Origin of the sequence: Burkholderia sp. Ac-20353, assembly GCF_017104785.1 — a bacterium.
Classification (GTDB): Bacteria; Pseudomonadota; Gammaproteobacteria; order Burkholderiales; family Burkholderiaceae; genus Burkholderia.
Window position 1 is genome coordinate 1 of record NZ_JAAGPL010000064.1, and the last position, 17,287, is coordinate 17,287.

At 66.4% G+C, this 17,287-nt stretch carries 11 protein-coding genes and 1 pseudogene; 5 read left to right on the forward strand and 7 right to left on the reverse strand.

The genetic code is table 11. From position 1 onward, the window contains the following. A pseudogene (locus G3N94_RS19435) lies at positions 1–181 on the reverse strand (bifunctional ADP-dependent NAD(P)H-hydrate dehydratase/NAD(P)H-hydrate epimerase); the annotation flags it as partial. Positions 182–231: 50 nt separating this feature from the next. Further along, entirely contained in the window at positions 232–1,536 is a 1,305-nt protein-coding gene (locus G3N94_RS19440; protein ID WP_205794207.1) for an FAD-dependent oxidoreductase, read from the reverse strand. Positions 1,537–2,842: 1,306 nt separating this feature from the next. Between G3N94_RS19440 and ltrA the strand changes: the two genes are divergently transcribed. The 3 genes from ltrA (at position 2,843) to G3N94_RS19455 (ending at position 9,299) form a co-directional block, all read left to right on the forward strand. Beyond that, positions 2,843–4,543, forward strand: coding sequence for a group II intron reverse transcriptase/maturase (gene ltrA / locus G3N94_RS19445; protein ID WP_205794208.1), 1,701 nt, complete (start codon positions 2,843–2,845; stop codon positions 4,541–4,543). A 150-nt stretch (positions 4,544–4,693) separates the two neighbouring features. After that, the gene (gene purL / locus G3N94_RS19450; protein WP_205794209.1) at positions 4,694–8,758 is read left to right on the forward strand and encodes a phosphoribosylformylglycinamidine synthase; all 4,065 of its coding nucleotides are present in this window, start codon (positions 4,694–4,696) and stop codon (positions 8,756–8,758) included. Positions 8,759–8,762: 4 nt separating this feature from the next. Continuing rightward, the gene (locus G3N94_RS19455; RefSeq protein ID WP_205794210.1) at positions 8,763–9,299 is read left to right on the forward strand and encodes an N-acetyltransferase; all 537 of its coding nucleotides are present in this window, start codon (positions 8,763–8,765) and stop codon (positions 9,297–9,299) included. 69 nt (positions 9,300–9,368) lie between these two features. Here G3N94_RS19455 and G3N94_RS19460 read toward each other — a convergent pair whose 3' ends face one another. The 5 genes from G3N94_RS19460 to G3N94_RS19480 all read right to left on the reverse strand — a co-directional run bounded on the left by G3N94_RS19460 (position 9,369) and on the right by G3N94_RS19480 (position 13,183). Further along, the gene (locus tag G3N94_RS19460; RefSeq protein ID WP_205794211.1) at positions 9,369–10,148 is read right to left on the reverse strand and encodes a peptidylprolyl isomerase; all 780 of its coding nucleotides are present in this window, start codon (positions 10,146–10,148) and stop codon (positions 9,369–9,371) included. Positions 10,149–10,157: 9 nt separating this feature from the next. Then, entirely contained in the window at positions 10,158–10,478 is a 321-nt protein-coding gene (locus G3N94_RS19465) for a BolA family protein (RefSeq protein WP_205794212.1), read from the reverse strand. Position 10,479: 1 nt separating this feature from the next. Continuing rightward, entirely contained in the window at positions 10,480–11,010 is a 531-nt protein-coding gene (locus tag G3N94_RS19470; RefSeq protein ID WP_205794213.1) for a septation protein A, read from the reverse strand. Positions 11,011–11,144: 134 nt separating this feature from the next. After that, complete coding sequence (msrB, locus tag G3N94_RS19475) at positions 11,145–11,576, reverse strand: peptide-methionine (R)-S-oxide reductase MsrB (protein ID WP_205794214.1); 432 nt, start codon at positions 11,574–11,576, stop codon at positions 11,145–11,147. 38 nt (positions 11,577–11,614) lie between these two features. Continuing rightward, the gene (locus tag G3N94_RS19480) at positions 11,615–13,183 is read right to left on the reverse strand and encodes a protein adenylyltransferase SelO (protein ID WP_205794215.1); all 1,569 of its coding nucleotides are present in this window, start codon (positions 13,181–13,183) and stop codon (positions 11,615–11,617) included. A gap of 155 nt (positions 13,184–13,338) precedes the next feature. Here G3N94_RS19480 and G3N94_RS19485 point away from each other — a divergent pair, with 155 nt between their 5' ends. Then, positions 13,339–14,976 (forward strand): 3-(methylthio)propionyl-CoA ligase, encoded by a 1,638-nt coding sequence (locus tag G3N94_RS19485; protein WP_205794216.1) that lies wholly within the window; start codon positions 13,339–13,341, stop codon positions 14,974–14,976. 196 nt (positions 14,977–15,172) lie between these two features. After that, entirely contained in the window at positions 15,173–17,257 is a 2,085-nt protein-coding gene (locus G3N94_RS19490) for a 3-hydroxyacyl-CoA dehydrogenase NAD-binding domain-containing protein (protein ID WP_205794217.1), read from the forward strand. Positions 17,258–17,287: the final 30 nt, after the last annotated feature.

Below are 17,287 nucleotides of genomic sequence, written 5' to 3' on the forward strand. Positions count from 1 at the left end.
TCACCGGGCGATCGTCGTCGGCGACGCGCTCTGACAGCCAGCGCGCGGCGGCGGCGCCTGCACGGCCCATCAGCGCATGCGGCGGCAGCGTCGCGGCCGCGGCGGTTTCGGCGGCACGCAAGTCGGCGACGCGCAACAGCGCGATCGGGGCGGGGGCGGAAAGCGGGCGGGTGACGGTCATGGCGGCGGGAGACGGGGGAGGAGGGCCGCCAGGCAAGCCCGCGCGGCCGGTCAGGTCGTGAAGCGCTCGGTGCGCAGTGCGGCGAGCGTGTCGGCGGGCCAGCGCTGCACGTCGCCGCCGAGGTAATCCGCCACCACTTTAGCAGACCCGCACGCGAGCCCCCAGCCTGCGGGACCGTGTCCGAAATTGACGAACACGCGCGGATGCGGGGTCGGACCAACGACAGGCATGCCGTCCGGCGACAGCAGTTGCGTGCCTTGCCACGACAGCGCGGCCGAGATTTTCGCCGCGCCGGGCACCCAGTCGTGGACGGCCTGCCCGAGCAGCGCGAGCGCGGTCTCCGACAGCGGTTCGGCGAGCGGCCGGGCGGTGTCCTGCAGGCTCTGCAGCACCGCGCCGCCGCCGACCCGCAGCCGCTGGTGGGTGCGCGTCATCGTGATCCGCTTGATCGAATCGACGACGGTCAGGTGCGGCGCATGCTCCTCGTAAGCGACCGGGGCGGTCAGCGTATGGACGCGCACCGGATGCAGCGGCACCTGGAAGCCGAGCCGCTCGAGCAGCGCGAGGCTGCCGGCGCCCGCGGCGACGACGATCGCGTCGGCCGAGATCACGTCGACTTCGCGCGCGTTCGGCGCGCGCCGGTCGCCGGACGGCGGGACGAGCTCGACCGCGGCGCGGCCCGAGTCGACGCGGATCGCGGCAACTTCGGCGCCGAAGCGGAACTGCACGTCGTGTTCGTCGAGCACCTGCTTGACGAGCTTCGCGAACAGCGGGCAGTTCCCGGTGCGCTCGGTATCGAGCAGCACGCCGCCGGCGAATTCCGGCTCGGCGGGCACCGACGGCTCGTATGCCGCGCATTCGGCGGACGTCAGCGTACGGTGCGGCAGCTCGAGCGTGCGCAGCAGTTCGAGTGCGGGTTGCGCGGCGTCCCAGTCGCGCGCGTCGCGCACGACGTGCAGCACGCCGGCCTTCTGTTCGAATTCGAGTTCGAAGCGGGCTTCGATGTCGGCGAGCGCGTCGCGCGACGCGTCGATCAGCGGACGCAGCCGCGCATACTGGGCCGCGAACGCTTCGGGCTCGCGCAACGCGCCGAGACGCTTCACGAAGCGGCGCACCTGGCCGTTCAGCCCGGGCTTGTAGACGATGCCGCTGTCGCGCGGCTGGCGCTGGCGCATGAAGGTCGGCCCGAACCAGACGTCGAGCGGGCTCGGCAGCAGCGTGCCGCCATCGCCGTAGGTCGCGCCTTGCGCGACGGTTGCGTGACGTTCGACGACGCAGACGCGATGGCCGGCCGCGCGCAGCTGGTAGGCGGTGGCGACGCCGCTGATTCCGCCGCCGATGACGATGACATCCATGGATTGCTTCGATGGCGGGCGGCGGCTCGGCCGCCCGATGGGTGATTCGCGTGACGGGCCGCGCTCGGCCCGGTGAACCGCAAATGATAGCGCCAAACAGTGCAAAACGAGCGCCAAGCGAGCGCAAAACGGCCGGCCTGGCGTCGTCGTGCGCGCGTGCCGACCGGACGGGGCTTGGGCAGCGGACTTCCGGGTATAATTACGGCCTTCGTGCGACACGCACGCTCGTGTCCGGGTAGTCCCAACGTAAGGGACATCGACTAGCAGTGTCTGGAGGGGAAACCTTGACCGGCTGCGAGAAGTACACCGCGGTGCATCACGAAGAAGCGCGAGCTTCCGAGTGCAACTGCCCACAAGCGCTGTACTTTTTATTGGTAACGAAGCGAACCCGGTTGGGTACTCCGGGTGTCGCCATAGGCGATGTTCGGTGTGCTGCATTCAACTGGACATCGCATTGCATTGGCCTGATTACCGTCAGGACCCGCCCAGTCAGCGGCTTCACCTCCGCCGACTCGGTGGGGTGTTGTATGCAATTCCTCAAGACATGCGTGGCTTGGGGTTTCGAAGCTTGAGACGAGCGAAAGCTCGGTGTGTCATTGTTCAATCTCTCAGTGGTCGGGAGATAGTGAACCTGTTGTACGACCAGCAGTAGCCTAGGGAGACATGCGTCACTGGTAACGGTGGGGTGTGAAGCTCTCCCGACAATGAAGCCCCCGGATGTATCGGGCGCGTGGCGATCGTGAGATCGCCACGTGGAGATTCGGAGCAGCAATCGGATCGAGGAGCTAGGCTGACTGGCAGGGTCAACGTAAGTGAACTGCTGATAAACCTCGTAATAATTGTGGTGCCAAAGCTGCTGTTAGGCATCGACCAAAAGGTGCGCGGTCGGATAACCCGCTGAAGGTTCGGGTTACGTCGTCATCGGACCGCCGGGGAAGAGGCAGGACCTAAACCAGTCGTGTGACACGCCGGGAACGTGGTAAGCCCGTATGGCTGCCGGGCCATTGGCTCGGCAGGCAGACCGCAAGGGATGTTGTTGGCCGTGCGGGTATGGGAGGACGGAAAAAGCGAATGCCGGGCTGTAATGGCTCGGATAGGGGTTGAGACATCACCCCACGCGAAAGCGGGCAGACTTCCGTCTGGTCTACCGTCGCAAGACGGCTGACTAACCCTCAAGCTGAAATAGTGATTGCTGGTGGTTTCTTAGCCATCAGTGTTGTTCTTTTCCCTTGTGGGAGCAAAACGCTCCCGCAAGGGGCGTGTTGCTTTCCGCGAAGGGATTCACTTCTTTGAGCAGGAGAGCAGCATGAAAGTATCTACCCGTAAGGGTGGGTCTGCGCTTTCCCATGCGCCGAACCACTGGCACGACGTTGATTGGCGCCGCGTGGAACGGAACGTGAGAGGGATGCAGATTCGAATTGCGAAGGCGACGCGGGAAGGTGACTGGCGCAGGGTGAAAGCCCTGCAACGGATGCTGACCCGCACGTTGTCCGCGAAGTTGTACGCGGTACGACGTGTTACGCAAAACCAAGGTGCGCGAACGGCTGGAGTCGATCGCGAACTGTGGGACACGCCTGAGAGCCGATGGGAAGCTGTCGGCAGGTTGAAGCGGCGCGGATACAAGCCTCTGCCATTACGGAGGGTCTTTATCCCCAAGGCTAATGGGAAGTTACGCCCTCTGGGCATACCGACCATGCGGGACAGGGCGATGCAAGCCTTGTACTTGCTGGCCCTGGAGCCGGTGTCGGAATCGACGAGCGACCCGAACTCATATGGGTTTCGGATCAACCGCTCAACGGCCGACGCCATGTCGCAGTTGTTTGTCTCTTTGGCTCAGAAAGCTTCGGCCCAATGGGTTCTGGAGGCAGACATCAAAGGCTGCTTCGACTACATCAACCATGACTGGCTGGTGAACCACGTCCCAATGGACAAGGGGATTCTCCGGAAGTGGTTGAAGGCTGGCCTGATTTACGAAGGGCAGCTACAGGCGACTGAGGCCGGTACGCCACAGGGAGGCATCATTTCCCCGACGTTGGCCAATGTGACGCTGAATGGGCTTGAACGAGAACTTGCGGGGCATCTGAATGCCACGTTCGGGATTGTTCGAGCCAAGAAGCTGAAGGTGAGAGTGGTGCGGTACGCCGACGACTTCGTGATCACCGGCACTTCGCAAGAGGTGCTAGAAAACGATGTCAGACCTTGGGTGGAAGCCTTCCTCGCACAACGAGGACTGCAACTTTCCGAGGAAAAGACGCGGATCGTCCACATCAACGACGGTTTCGATTTCCTTGGGTGGAATTTCCGGAAGTACTCGGGAACGCTGCTCATCAAACCGAGCAAGAAGAACGTAAAGACGTTCTATCGCAAGGTCGAGGAAACAATCAGCGGTAACAAGGCGGCGAAGCAGGAGAGCTTGATCCTTCTGCTGAACCCGATGCTACGAGGATGGGCGCAGTATCACAGCCCCGTAGTTGCCAAGCAGGCGTACACCCGCATGGAGCATCTCGTGGTCAGGAGGCTCTGGCGGTGGTCGAAACGGCGGCATCCAAACAAGGGTAAAGACTGGGTGAAGAGGAAGTACTTTCACACGGTCGGAAACCGTAATTGGGTGTTCGCGGCGCCCACGGTGCGCGAAGACGGCAGTAAGGGCCTTCTGGAGATGTACCAACTCAGCGGTACGGAAATCAGAAGGCACAAGAAGGTGAGAGGGGACTTCAATCCCTTCGATCCCACGATGGAGCAGTACGGCGAAGAGTTGCGGCAGGAGCGTATGTGGAATTCGATGCGCTATCGGAAGCAATGGGCCTCGCTGTACATGTCACAAAGCGGCTGTTGTGCGCATTGCGGCAGTGCCCTGACGGACGAGACGGGTTGGCACGATCATCATCTGGAATATCGGATGCATGGCGGATCGGACTCTCTCTCCAACCGGGTTTTGCTACATCCGGACTGTCATCGGCAGGTGCACGCCGGTAAAATTGCAGTAACTAAGCCGGTCTGGCCGTAGGCCAGATTTTGCTCTTGTAGGCTTGAGCCGTATGCGGGGAAACTCGCACGTACGGTTCTTAGGGGGCCCTTCTTCCGTAAGGAAGGGGGGCTACCCTACCTTTCGCCCCACGTCGCCACCTTGCGCGACTCATCGACGTCAGTCCAGCCCATGGCTCACTTCTCGTGTTTTCCCGGCGCTTCGGCCCTTTCCGATTTCCGTCAGACCCGTCTGCTCGACACGCTCAGGCAGATCGACGCCAACATCGTCGCGGTGCGCGGCCAGTTCCTGCACTTCGTCAACGCCAGTGAGCCGCTGTCGGCCGACGACAGCGCGCGCATCGACGCGCTGATGCACTATGGCGCGCCGTTCGAGCCGGCGGCCGATAAGGGAAGCACCGAAACGTTCGTCGTGCTGCCGCGCTTCGGCACTGTGTCGCCGTGGGCGAGCAAGGCGACCGACATCGCGCAGCACTGCGGCCTCACGCACGTGCGCCGCATCGAGCGCGGCATCGAATTCACGGTCACGCTGAAGTCGGGCCTGCTCGGCGGCAAGAAGGCGCTGTCCGACGACGCGCGCGCCGCGGTCGCGGCCGCGCTGCACGACCGGATGACCGACAGCGTCGTGGCCGCGCGCGACGACGCGAAGCACCTGTTCGACGAACTGCCGGCCAAGCCGCTCGCAACCGTCGACGTGCTCGCGCAGGGCCGCGGCGCGCTCGAGCGCGCGAACGCCGAGCTGGGCCTCGCGCTTGCCGACGACGAGATCGACTACCTCGTCGACGCGTTCCGCAAGCTCGAGCGCAACCCGACCGACGTCGAGCTGATGATGTTCGCGCAGGCGAACAGCGAGCACTGCCGCCACAAGATCTTCAACGCACAGTGGACGATCGACGGCGACGCGCAGGACATGTCGCTGTTCGCGATGATCCGCAATACCGAGAAGCTGAGCCCGCAAGGCACGATCGTCGCGTATTCGGACAACTCGTCGATCATGGTGGGCGCCGAAGCCGAGCGCTGGTTCCCGCGCAACGCGGGCGCGGCCGGTGAGCCCGGTGAACGCTACGGCCGCCACACCGAGCTTACGCACACGCTGATGAAGGTCGAGACGCACAATCACCCGACGGCGATCTCGCCGTTCCCGGGCGCGGCGACCGGCGCGGGCGGCGAGATCCGCGACGAAGGCGCGACGGGCCGCGGCGCGCGGCCGAAGGCCGGCCTGACGGGCTTCACGGTGTCGAACCTCGACCTGCCCGACGCGCGCCAGACGTGGGAAAACGCGCGCGACGCCGCGCAGCCGGTCGGCGAACGCAACCCGAACGAGCCGCACGGCCCGTACGGCCGCCCGGACCGCATCGCGTCGCCGCTGCAGATCATGATCGACGGCCCGCTCGGCGGCGCCGCGTTCAACAACGAATTCGGCCGCCCGAACCTCGGCGGCTACTTCCGCGTGTACGAGCAGAACGTCGGCGGCCAGGTGCGCGGCTATCACAAGCCGATCATGATCGCGGGTGGCCTCGGCAACATCTCCGACGCGCACACGCACAAGCACGACGTGCCGGCAGGTTCCCTGCTGATCCAGATCGGCGGCCCCGGCATGCGGATCGGCATGGGCGGCGGCGCGGCGAGCTCGATGGCGACCGGCGCGAACACGGCCGAACTCGACTTCGACTCGGTGCAGCGCGGCAACCCGGAAATCGAGCGCCGTGCGCAGGAAGTGATCAACGGCTGCTGGCAGCTCGGCGACCAGAACCCGATCCTGAGCATTCACGACGTCGGCGCGGGCGGCCTGTCGAACGCGTTCCCCGAGATCGTCGACGGCGCGGGCAAGGGTGCGCGCTTCGAGCTGCGCAAGGTCGCGCTCGAGGAGTCGGGCCTGTCGCCGCGCGAGATCTGGTCGAACGAAGCGCAGGAGCGCTACGTGCTGGCGATCGCGCCGGCCGACCTGCCGCGCTTCGAGGCGATCTGCGCGCGCGAGCGCTGCCCGTTCTCGGTGGTCGGCGTCGCGACCGACGAGCGCCAGCTGCAGCTCGTCGACGACGAGGCGACCGGCGTCGACGAATATCCGGTCGACATGCCGATGGAAGTGCTGCTCGGCAAGCCGCCGCGCATGCACCGCGACGTCACGCGCGTGAGCACCGAGCGTGCGCCGGTCGACGTGACGGGCATCGCGCTCGCGCAGGTGGCGGTCGACGTGCTGAAGCACCCGACGGTCGCGAGCAAGTCGTTCCTGATCACGATCGGCGACCGTTCGGTCGGCGGCACGTCGGTGCGCGACCAGATGGTCGGCCCGTGGCAGGTGCCGGTGGCCGACTGCGCGGTGACGGCGCTCGACTACGCGGGCTTCAAGGGCGAAGCGATGACGATGGCCGAGCGCACGCCGCTCGCGGTGATCGACGCACCCGCATCGGGCCGCATGTCGGTCGGCGAGGCGATCACCAACATCGCGAGCGCGCCGATCGCGTCGCTCGACAAGCTGAAGCTGTCCGCGAACTGGATGGCCGCGTGCGGCACCGCCGGCGAAGACGCCGCGCTGTTCGACACGGTGAAGGCGATCGGCATGGAACTGTGCCCGGCGCTCGGCATCGGCATTCCGGTCGGCAAGGATTCGCTGTCGATGAAGACGAAGTGGGACGAGCAGGGCGTCGCGAAGGAAGTGGTTTCGCCGGTGTCGCTGATCATCTCCGCGTTCGCGCCGGTCGAGGACGTGCGCCGTCACCTGACGCCGCAACTGCAGCGCGTCGCCGACGCGGGCGACAGCGTGCTGATCGCGATCGACCTCGGCCGCGGCAAGAACCGGATGGCCGGCAGCATCTTCGCGCAGGTCACGCAGCAGGTCGGCAACGAGACGCCGGACGTCGACGATCCGGAAGACCTGAAGCGCTTCTTCAACGCGATCCAGTCGCTGAATGCGCAAGGCAAGCTACTCGCGTACCACGACCGCTCGGACGGCGGCCTGTGGGCGACGGTCTGCGAAATGGCGTTCGCGGGGCACGCAGGCGTGTCACTGAACGTCGACATGCTGACGCTCGACGAGAATCACGAATCCGATTACGGCGACGCGAAGGACTGGGCGAAGCAGACGAGCGGCCGCCGCGAAGACCGCACGCTGCGCGCGCTGTTCTCGGAGGAACTCGGCGCCGTCGTGCAGGTGCGCGCGGCAGAGCGCGACACGGTGCTCGGCGCGCTGCGCGAGTTCGGCCTGTCGGCATGCTCGCACGTGATCGGTACGGTCAACGAGCGCGACGTGATCGAGGTGTACCGCGACGCGAAGAAGATTTTCGACGCGCCGCGTGCCGAACTGCATCGCGCATGGGGCGAGGTGAGCTGGCGCATCGCGCGGCTGCGCGACAACCCGGCCTGCGCGGATGCCGAATACGACGCACTGCTCGACGCGGCCGACCCGGGCATCACGCCGGTGCTGACGTTCGATCCGGCCGACGACATTGCCGCGCCGTTCATTGCGACGGGCGCGCGTCCGCGCGTCGCGATCCTGCGCGAGCAGGGCGTGAACTCGCATCTCGAAACCGCATACGCGTTCGATCGCGCGGGCTTCGATGCGCACGACGTGCACATGAGCGACCTGCTGGCCGGCCGCGCGACGCTCGCGGACTTCGCGGGCGCGGTCGCGTGCGGCGGCTTCTCGTACGGCGACGTGCTGGGCGCGGGCGAAGGCTGGGCGAAGACGGTCCGCTTCAACGCGAACCTGTCCGACATGTTCTCGGCATTCTTCGCGCGGCAGGACACGTTCGCGCTCGGCATCTGCAACGGCTGCCAGATGCTGTCGAGCCTCGCATCGATGATCCCGGGCGCCGAAGCGTGGCCGAAGTTCACGCGCAACAAGTCCGAACAGTTCGAGGCGCGCTTCTCGTTCGTCGAGGTGCAGCAGTCGCCGTCGATCTTCTTCGCGGGCATGGAAGGCTCGCGGATTCCGGTCGCGGTCGCGCACGGCGAAGGCTATGCGGACTTCTCGCAGCAGGGCGACATCAACAACGTCGCGGTCGCGATGCGCTTTGTCGACCATCGCGGCAACGCGACCGAGGGCTATCCGTTCAACCCGAACGGGTCGCCGGCCGGCATCACGTCGGTGACGACCGCCGACGGCCGCTTCTCGGTGCTGATGCCGCACATGGAGCGCGTGCACCGCACGGTTACGATGAGCTGGCACCCGGAAGGCTGGGGCGAGGCGAGCCCGTGGCTGCGCGTGTTCCGCAACGCACGCCGCTGGATCGGCTGACGGGATGATGTTCGACCCGCCTGCGTCGGCCGACGTCGTCACGCTGCGCGACGAGCGCAAAGGCGACGCCGACGCGATTGCCCGCGTGATCGTCGCCGCGTTTGCGGGCGAGCCGCGGGGCGGGCAGTTCGAGCGGCACATCGTCGATGTGCTGCGCGCGGACGGTGCGCTGAGCGTGTCGCTGGTCGCGGAGCGCGACGGGCGCATCGTCGGTCACGTCGCGTTTTCGCCGGTGACGATCGGCGCGGCGAGCGAAGGCTGGTACGGGCTCGCGCCGCTCGCGGTGCTGCCCGACTGCCGGCGCCAGAGCATCGGCGCGGGGCTCGTGCGCACGGGCCTCGATGCGCTGCGCCGGCTCGGCGCGCGCGGCTGCGTGCTGCTCGGCGAGCCTGCGTACTACACGCGCTTCGGTTTCGCGTTGACCGGCGACATCGAGTTTCCGGGCGTGCCGGCCGAGTATCTGCTGGCGCTGTCGTTCGACGCGGCGGCGCCGCGGCCGTCGGGCACGGTCCGCTACCACGACGCATTCCACGTCGCGTAAGCGACGCTCAGCCGCAATGAAAAAGGCCGCTCAGGTGAGCGGCCTTTGCATATGCGAACGCGGTTCGCGTTACTGCACTTTCGCCTTCTGGCGCAGGCCTTCCTCGAACGCCTGCAGCTTCTGCTGCACCAGTTGCTGTGCGATTTGCGCCTTGACCTGGTCGAGCGGCGGCGGTGCGGTGTTGCGGATGTCGTCGACGCGGATGATGTGCCAGCCGAACTGGGTCTTCACCGGCTCGTCGGTCATCTGGCCTTTCTGCAGCTTCTGCGCGGCCGCCGCGAATTCCGGCACGTACGCCTTCGGATCGGACCAGTCGAGGTCGCCGCCGTTCTTGCCCGAGCCCGGATCCTTCGAGTACTGCTTCGCGAGATCCTCGAACTTCGCGCCGCCCTTGATCTTCGCGATCAGGTCCTTCGCCTGCTGCTCGTTGTCGACGAGGATGTGGTGCAGGTGGTATTCGCGGTTCGACACGCCCGACACGAGCTGGTCGTAGCGCGCCTTCACGTCGGCGTCGGTCGGCTGGTTCGTCTTCAGGAAATCCTCGATCATCGAGCGCAGCACGACGGTCTGCTGAGCGACGGCGATCTGCGCCTTCACGTCCGGACGGTTCGGGATGCCGCGACGGATCGCTTCCTGCATCAGGATTTCGCGGTTCACGAGTTCCTGGCGCACGGCCTGCTGCAGTTGCGGGCTGTCGGCCTGGCCTTGCTGGACCAGTTGGGCAACCATGGCGTCGGCGCGCGATTTCGGAATCGGCGTGCCGTTGACGACGGCGATGTTCTGGGCGAATGCCGGCGCCGCTGCGAGAGCGGCCGCTGCGGCCCACAGGCGGGGGGATTTCAGGATCATCGGGAATTCCTAATGAGACGACTGGTTTGAAGATGCGTTGAATTCTTCGGGCGTGTACGCCACGATCGCGAGCGCATGAATGCCACGCTGCATCGCATCGGCGAGCGCATCATACACCAGCCGGTGCCGCGCGACGCGCGGCTTGCCGGCGAACGCGGCAGACACGATCGTGACCGTGTAGTGGCCGCCGGCGGCCGCGCCGGCGTGGCCCGCGTGCTGCGCGCTGTCGTCGCGCACCGCGAGCGACACGGGCGCGAGCGCGGCGGCGAGGCGTGCCTCGATCAGCGCGATGCGCGCATCGGGCGACGCGTGGAGGAAGGCGTCCGTCATGTCACTCGTCCTTCAGGTATTTCGCGAGCCACAGGCTCTGCAGGATGATGAATACGACCATCGCGCCCGTCGTGCCGAACAGCTTGAAGTTCACCCATTGCGATTCGGTGAAGTTGTGCACGACGTACAGGTTGGCGACACCGAGCACGGCGAAGAACAGTGCCCACGCGACGTTGAGCTTGTCCCAGACGGGATGCGGCAGCGTGAGCTGCTTGCCCATCATCTTTTCGATCAGGTTGTTGCCGAACGCATAGCGCGCGGCGAACAGGCCAGTTGCAAACAGCCAGTACAGCACAGTCGGTTTCCATTGAATGAATTTCTCGTCATGCAGGACGAGGGTGGCGCCGCCGAACACGACGATCACGCCGAGGCTGACCCACAGCATGGTGTCGACCTTGCGGTGGCGAAACGCGACCCAGGCAACCTGGGCGAGCGTCGCGACGATCGCGACGGCGGTGGCGGTGAAGATGCCCCAGACCTTGAAGGCGGCGAAAAACAGGATGATCGGAAACAGATCGAACAGGAATTTCATGGTGCTCGCAGCTGCGTGAAAGGCCGCTGATATGACTTGTGCGGCCTTTCACCGTTGTAGGGACCCGCCAGCGCGCCGCCGCGAACCGGGGTCGCCCCGTCGGGGCGGCCGGCCGATTCGCGCCCGGGCGCCGCTTATTCGTGTTCGGGTCGGGACTCGAAGTTTAACGCAGCCGAATTGATGCAGTACCGCAAACCGGTCTGGTCGCGCGGGCCGTCCTCGAACACGTGGCCGAGATGCGCGCCGCAGTGATTGCAGCGGACTTCGACACGCACCATCCCGTGCGTGTAGTCGATCTTCTCGTCGATGACCTCGCCGTTGATCGGCTTGAAGTAGCTGGGCCAGCCGCAGCCGGAGTGGAACTTCGCGCCGGATTCGAACAGCGGGGTGCTGCAGACGACGCACTTGTAGATGCCGGAGTCTTCGGTGTCCGTATAGGCGCCGGTGAACGCACGCTCGGTCGCCGCGTGCTGCGTGACTTCGTACTGCATCGGCGTGAGCCGGCGGCGCAGCTCGGCTTCGTCTTTTTCGTACGGGTAGGACTTGTCGTCGGAATCGTGGGACATGTCGGGTTTCTCCTGAGGGATCGGTCGGTGCGCGGCCGTCACGACGAGCAGCTCACTTCGAGCGAGCCGGCCCAGTCGGGCGGAAGCGCGGCATACGACGCGTATTCGGGTTGTTCGTCGAACGGCCGGCGCAGCACCTGCGCGAGGCGTTCGACTTCGGAAAAGTCCTTTTCCTTCGCGTGCCGGATCGCGACCTCGGCCAGATGGTTGCGCAGCACGTATTTCGGGTTCACGCGATTCATCGCGGCGGCGCGCGCGGCATCGTCGCGTGTTTCCTCGGACAGGCGCGCGCGGTAGAGGTTCGCCCACGCGTCGAACGCATCGCGGTCGATGAACAGGTCGCGCACCGGCGCGTCGCGGCTCGCATCGTGCTTCGACAACTGCGACAGGTGACGGAACGTCAGCGTGAAGTCCGCATGGCTCGCATGCATGACCTCGAGCAGCCGGTTCGCGAGCGCCGCGTCGTCGTCGCGCTCGAGTTCGAGGCCGAGCTTCGCGCGCATCGCGCGTTCGAGCGCGGGGCCGAAGCGTTCCGGAAACTTCGCGAGCGCGGCTTGCGCGTCGTCGACCGCACGTTCGGCGCGCGCGTCGTCGTCGGCGATGCCGTGCTGCAGCCCGATCAGCGGCAGCAGCGCCTGCGCGAGGCAATAGCAGTTCCAGTGCGCGATGCGCGGCTGCATCCGGTACGCGTAGCGGCCGTGCGTATCCGAATGGTTGCAAATGTGGTTCGCGTCGAACGCGTCGACGAAGCCGAACGGGCCGTAGTCGATCGTCACGCCGAGGATCGACATGTTGTCGGTATTCATCACGCCGTGGCAGAAGCCGACCGCCTGCCATTGCGCGACGAGATCGGCAGTGCGCAGCGTCGCCGCCTCGAGCAGCGCGAGGTACGGATCGTCGGCTTCGCGGCAGGCCGGATAGAAGCGGTCGATCACGTGATCGGCGAGCGCGCGCAGCAGGTCGGGGCGGTCGTTCGAGAAGAAGTGCTCGAAGTGGCCGAAGCGCACGAAGCTCTCGGACACGCGCGTGACGACCGCCGACGTCTCGATCTCCTCGCGGATCACCGGCTGGTCGGAGCCGATCACGGCGAGTGCGCGCGTGGTCGGGATGCCGAGGTGATGCATCGCCTCGGAGCACAGGTACTCGCGGATCGACGAGCGCAGCACCGCGCGCCCGTCGCCCATCCGCGAGTAGGGTGTGCGGCCGCTGCCCTTCAACTGCAGCTCGTAGCGGCGGCCGTCGGTGCCGGCGAGTTCGCCGATCGTCAGCGCGCGGCCGTCGCCGAGCTGGCCGGCCCATACGCCGAACTGGTGGCCCGAGTAGACCGATGCGTACGACATCGCGTCCGCGGGCCAGTCGCGGGTCGGATTGCCGGCGAACAGCGCGGCGAATTCCGGGTGATCGACGAGCGACGCCGGCAGTCCGAGCAGCGTCGCGACTTCGTCGGAGAAACCGACCACGTACGGCGCCGGCAGCGGCGCGGCCGGCAAGCGCGTATGAAACGCGGCGCCGAGCTGCACGAACGCGCCGTCGGCGGGCGCGCCGAGCGTGGCGGCGAGGTCGGGGAGGGTGTCAGCCGAGGTGGCTGCGCTTCGGGAAAACGACATGTTGAGCGCCTCTGGGTAAGCCGATATTGTAAGGCGGCGCTGCGCCGCCCGCATGGCGCCGCATGCACCGCGCGCGGAACCCCGCTCACGCCGCAAGCGGGCCTGCGCCGGCTCGAGGCTGTACACCGATTCGCACCTTCACGGAGAACAAGACGATGGGTAAGCCGTTGCTGGGCCAGATGATGGACATGCCGCTCCTGGTGTCCTCGTTGATCACGCATGCCGCGCGGCACGCGGGCGATGTCGAGATCGTGTCGAAGCGGATCGAGGGCGATCTGCACCGCTACACGTATCGCGATTGCGAACGGCGCGCGAAGCAGCTCGCACAGGCGCTCGCGCGGCTCGGCGTCGACGCGGGCGAGCGCATCGGCACGCTCGCGTGGAACGGCTACCGGCATCTCGAGGCGTATTACGGGATCAGCGGGATGGGCGCCATCTGCCACACGATCAATCCGCGCCTCTTCCCCGAACAGATCGCGTACATCGTCAATCACGCGGACGATCGCTACGTGTTCTTCGACCTCAATTTCGCGCCGCTCGTCGACGCGATCGCGCCGCAATGCCCGAACGTGAAGGGCTGGATCGCGATGACCGACGCCGCGCACCTGCCGTCCGGCGCGACGCCGTTCCTGTGCTACGAGTCGCTCGTCGATGCCGAGGACGGCCGCTACGACTGGCCGCGACTCGACGAGCAGCAGGCGTCGGGGCTCTGCTACACGTCGGGCACGACCGGCAATCCGAAGGGCGTGCTGTATTCGCATCGGTCGACCGTGCTGCACGCGTACGGCGCCGCGCTGCCGGATGCGATGAACCTGTCGGCGATGGACGCGGTGCTGCCCGTCGTGCCGATGTTCCATGTGAACGCGTGGGGCCTGCCGTACTCAGTGCCGCTCACAGGCGGCAAACTCGTGCTGCCCGGCAAGGATCTCGACGGCAAGTCGCTGTACGAGCTGATCGAAGCGGAGCGCGTGACGTTTTCCGCGGGCGTGCCGACGGTCTGGCTCGGCCTGATCAACTACATGCGCGAAGCGGGCGTGCGCTTCTCGACGCTGAACCGCACGGTGATCGGCGGCTCCGCGTGTCCGCCCGCGATGCTGCGCACGTTCGAGGACGAATACGACGTGCGCGTGATTCATGCGTGGGGGATGACCGAGCTGTCGCCGCTCGGCACGCTCGCGAAGCTGAACTGGGCGCAGTCGCAGCGTCCGCTCGATGCGCAGCGCCAGCTGCTCGAGAAACAGGGGCGCGTGATCTTCGGCGTCGACATGCGGATCGTCGGCGAGGACGGCCGCGAGCTGCCGTGGGACGGCGTCGCGTTCGGCGAGTTGCAGGTGCGCGGCCCGTGGGTGATCGACCGCTACTTCCGGAGCGACGCGTCGCCGCTCGCCGACGGCTGGTTCCCGACCGGCGACGTCGCGACGATCGATCCGGACGGCTTCCTGCAGATCACCGACCGCAGCAAGGACGTGATCAAGTCCGGCGGCGAGTGGATCAGCTCGATCGATATCGAGAACGTCGCGATCGCGCATCCGGCCGTCGCCGAAGCCGCGTGCATCGCGTGCGCGCATCCGAAGTGGACCGAGCGGCCGCTGCTCGTCGTCGTCAAGCGCGCGGGCGCGGAAGTGAGCCGCGACGAGATGCTCGCGTTCTATGACGGCAAGGTTGCGAAATGGTGGATACCCGATGACGTCGTGTTCGTCGACTCGCTGCCGCATACGGCGACCGGGAAACTGCAGAAGCTGAAGCTGCGCGAGATGTTCCGCGATTACGCGCTGCCGACGGCGACCTGTTAGCGGTTGTTGGGCGACCGGCGATCGTCGGTCGCCCGCTCCGGGATGCACGGATCCGTCCCCGGATCGCACGAAAAATCAAATTGAACGACCGTGCTTTTTCGTTGTATGCTGCCTCCGTTCGTCTTGGACAAGCGGCCGTTCGACCGCGCACAATGAAGCGCAGCCACCCCGGCGCGCGATGCATGGAGGCAGGCAGATGGCAGTGAATTATTCGACTCGCGACGGCGTGGCCGTCATCACGCTCGACAATCCGCCCGTCAACGGGCTTGGCCTGTCGACCCGGGCTGGCATCCTGGAAGGGCTCGATCGCGCCACGCAGGACCCGGCGATCACCGCGATCGTGCTGACGGGCGCGGGCCGCGCGTTCTCGGGCGGCGCCGACATCACCGAATTCAATACGCCGAAAGCGCTGCAGGAGCCGACGCTGCACACCGTGATCCGTGCGGTGGAAGCGAGCGCGAAGCCGGTCGTCGCGGCGATTCACAGCGTCGCGATGGGTGGCGGGCTCGAGCTTGCGCTCGGCGCACACTACCGGATCGCGGCTCCCGGCGCGCAGATCGCGCTGCCCGAGGTGAAGCTCGGCCTGTTGCCGGGTGCGGGCGGCACGCAGCGGCTGCCGCGCGCGGTCGGGCTCGAGACCGCGTTGAACATGATCGTGTCCGGCGCGCCGGTGCCGTCCGAGCAGCTCGCGAAGAGCGGGCTGTTCGACGAGATGGCCGAAGGCGAGCTGCTCGACGCGGCCGTCGCGTTCGCGCACAAGGCCGGCGCGCAGGCGGGCCCGCACCCGCGCGTGCGCGACCGCGAGATCGTCCACGAGAACGCCGCGGGCTTCATCCAGTTCGCGCGCAATTCCGCGCAGGCCGCCGCGCCGAATTTTCCGGCGCCGCACAAGTGCATCGATGCGATCGAAGCGGGCGTGCTCAACGGCTTCGACAAGGGCCTCGTCGCGGAGCGCGACGGTTTTCTCGCGCTGATCATGACGCCGGAAAGCCGCGCGCTGCGGCACGCGTTCTTCGGCGAGCGCGCGGCGAGCAAGATCCCGGACGTGCCGGCCGATACGCCGGTGCGCGAGATCCGCCGTGTCGCGGTGATCGGCGCGGGCACGATGGGCGGCGGCATCGCGATGAACTTCGTGAACGCGGGGCTGCCCGTCACGCTGCTCGAAACGAAGCAGGACGCGCTCGATCGCGGGCTCGCGACGATCCGCAAGAACTACGACGCGCAGGTGAAGAAGGGCAAGCTCACGCAGGAGAAGCTCGATGCGCGCATGGCGCTGATCACGCCGACGCTGTCCTACGACGACCTGAAGGACGCCGACCTGATCATCGAGGCCGTGTTCGAGGAACTCGGCGTGAAGGAGCAGGTGTTCGGCAAGCTCGACGAAGTCGCGAAGCCGGGCGCGATCCTCGCATCGAACACGTCGACGCTCGACGTGAACCGGATCGCCGCGTTCACGAAGCGTCCGCAGGACGTCGTCGGCATGCACTTCTTCAGCCCGGCGAACGTGATGAAGCTGCTCGAAGTCGTCCGTGGCGAGGCAACCGCGAAGGACGTGCTCGCGACCGTGATGGCGCTCGCGAAGAAGATCCGGAAGACGGCGGTGGTGTCGGGCGTGTGCGACGGCTTCATCGGCAACCGGATGATCGAGCAGTACATCCGCCAGGCGCTGTTCATGCTCGAGGAAGGCGCGCTGCCCGCGCAGGTCGACCGTGCGATCGAGAAGTTCGGTTTCGCGATGGGCCCGTTCCGGATGAGCGACCTCGCCGGCAACGACATCGGCTGGGCGATCCGCAAGCGCCGCTATGTCGAGAAGCCCGATCTCAATTACTCGAAGATCGCCGATCGCCTGTGTGAACTGGGCCGCTTCGGCCAGAAGACCGGCGCGGGCTGGTACGACTACGTGCCGGGCGATCGCAAGGCGAAGCCGTCGGCGCTCGTCGACGAGATGGTCGTCGCGTATTCGAACGAGCGCGGCGTCGAGCGGCGCAAGATCGGCGACGACGAGATCGTCGAGCGGCTCGTGTTCGCGCTCGCCAACGAAGGCGCGAAGATCCTCGAGGAAAAGATCGCGTCGAAGGCGTCCGACATCGACATGGTGTACCTGACCGGCTACGGCTTCCCGCTGTGGCGTGGTGGCCCGATGCTGTATGCGGACACGGTCGGGCTCTACAACGTCGAGCGGGCAATCCGCCGTTACGCGGCCGCGGCGAATGGCGACGCTTGGCAGCTCGCGCCGTCGATCGCCGAACTCGCGAAGGAAGGGCGCGGGTTCAACGGTTGACCGTGCGGTCCGTGCGACAGCGTTGTGTGG

Excerpts from the sequence above, each read along its gene's own strand:
- ltrA (WP_205794208.1), top strand. The coding sequence starts at position 2,843 with ATGAAAGTATCTACCCGTAAGGGTGGGTCTGCGCTTTCCCATGCGCCG.
- G3N94_RS19465 (WP_205794212.1), bottom strand. The coding sequence starts at position 10,478 with ATGACGGACGCCTTCCTCCACGCGTCGCCCGATGCGCGCATCGCGCTG.
- G3N94_RS19455 (WP_205794210.1), top strand. The coding sequence starts at position 8,763 with ATGATGTTCGACCCGCCTGCGTCGGCCGACGTCGTCACGCTGCGCGAC.
- G3N94_RS19480 (WP_205794215.1), bottom strand. The coding sequence starts at position 13,183 with ATGTCGTTTTCCCGAAGCGCAGCCACCTCGGCTGACACCCTCCCCGAC.
- G3N94_RS19470 (WP_205794213.1), bottom strand. The coding sequence starts at position 11,010 with ATGAAATTCCTGTTCGATCTGTTTCCGATCATCCTGTTTTTCGCCGCC.
- G3N94_RS19460 (WP_205794211.1), bottom strand. The coding sequence starts at position 10,148 with ATGATCCTGAAATCCCCCCGCCTGTGGGCCGCAGCGGCCGCTCTCGCA.
- G3N94_RS19440 (WP_205794207.1), bottom strand. The coding sequence starts at position 1,536 with ATGGATGTCATCGTCATCGGCGGCGGAATCAGCGGCGTCGCCACCGCC.
- msrB (WP_205794214.1), bottom strand. The coding sequence starts at position 11,576 with ATGTCCCACGATTCCGACGACAAGTCCTACCCGTACGAAAAAGACGAA.
- G3N94_RS19485 (WP_205794216.1), top strand. The coding sequence starts at position 13,339 with ATGGGTAAGCCGTTGCTGGGCCAGATGATGGACATGCCGCTCCTGGTG.
- G3N94_RS19490 (WP_205794217.1), top strand. The coding sequence starts at position 15,173 with ATGGCAGTGAATTATTCGACTCGCGACGGCGTGGCCGTCATCACGCTC.
- purL (WP_205794209.1), top strand. The coding sequence starts at position 4,694 with ATGGCTCACTTCTCGTGTTTTCCCGGCGCTTCGGCCCTTTCCGATTTC.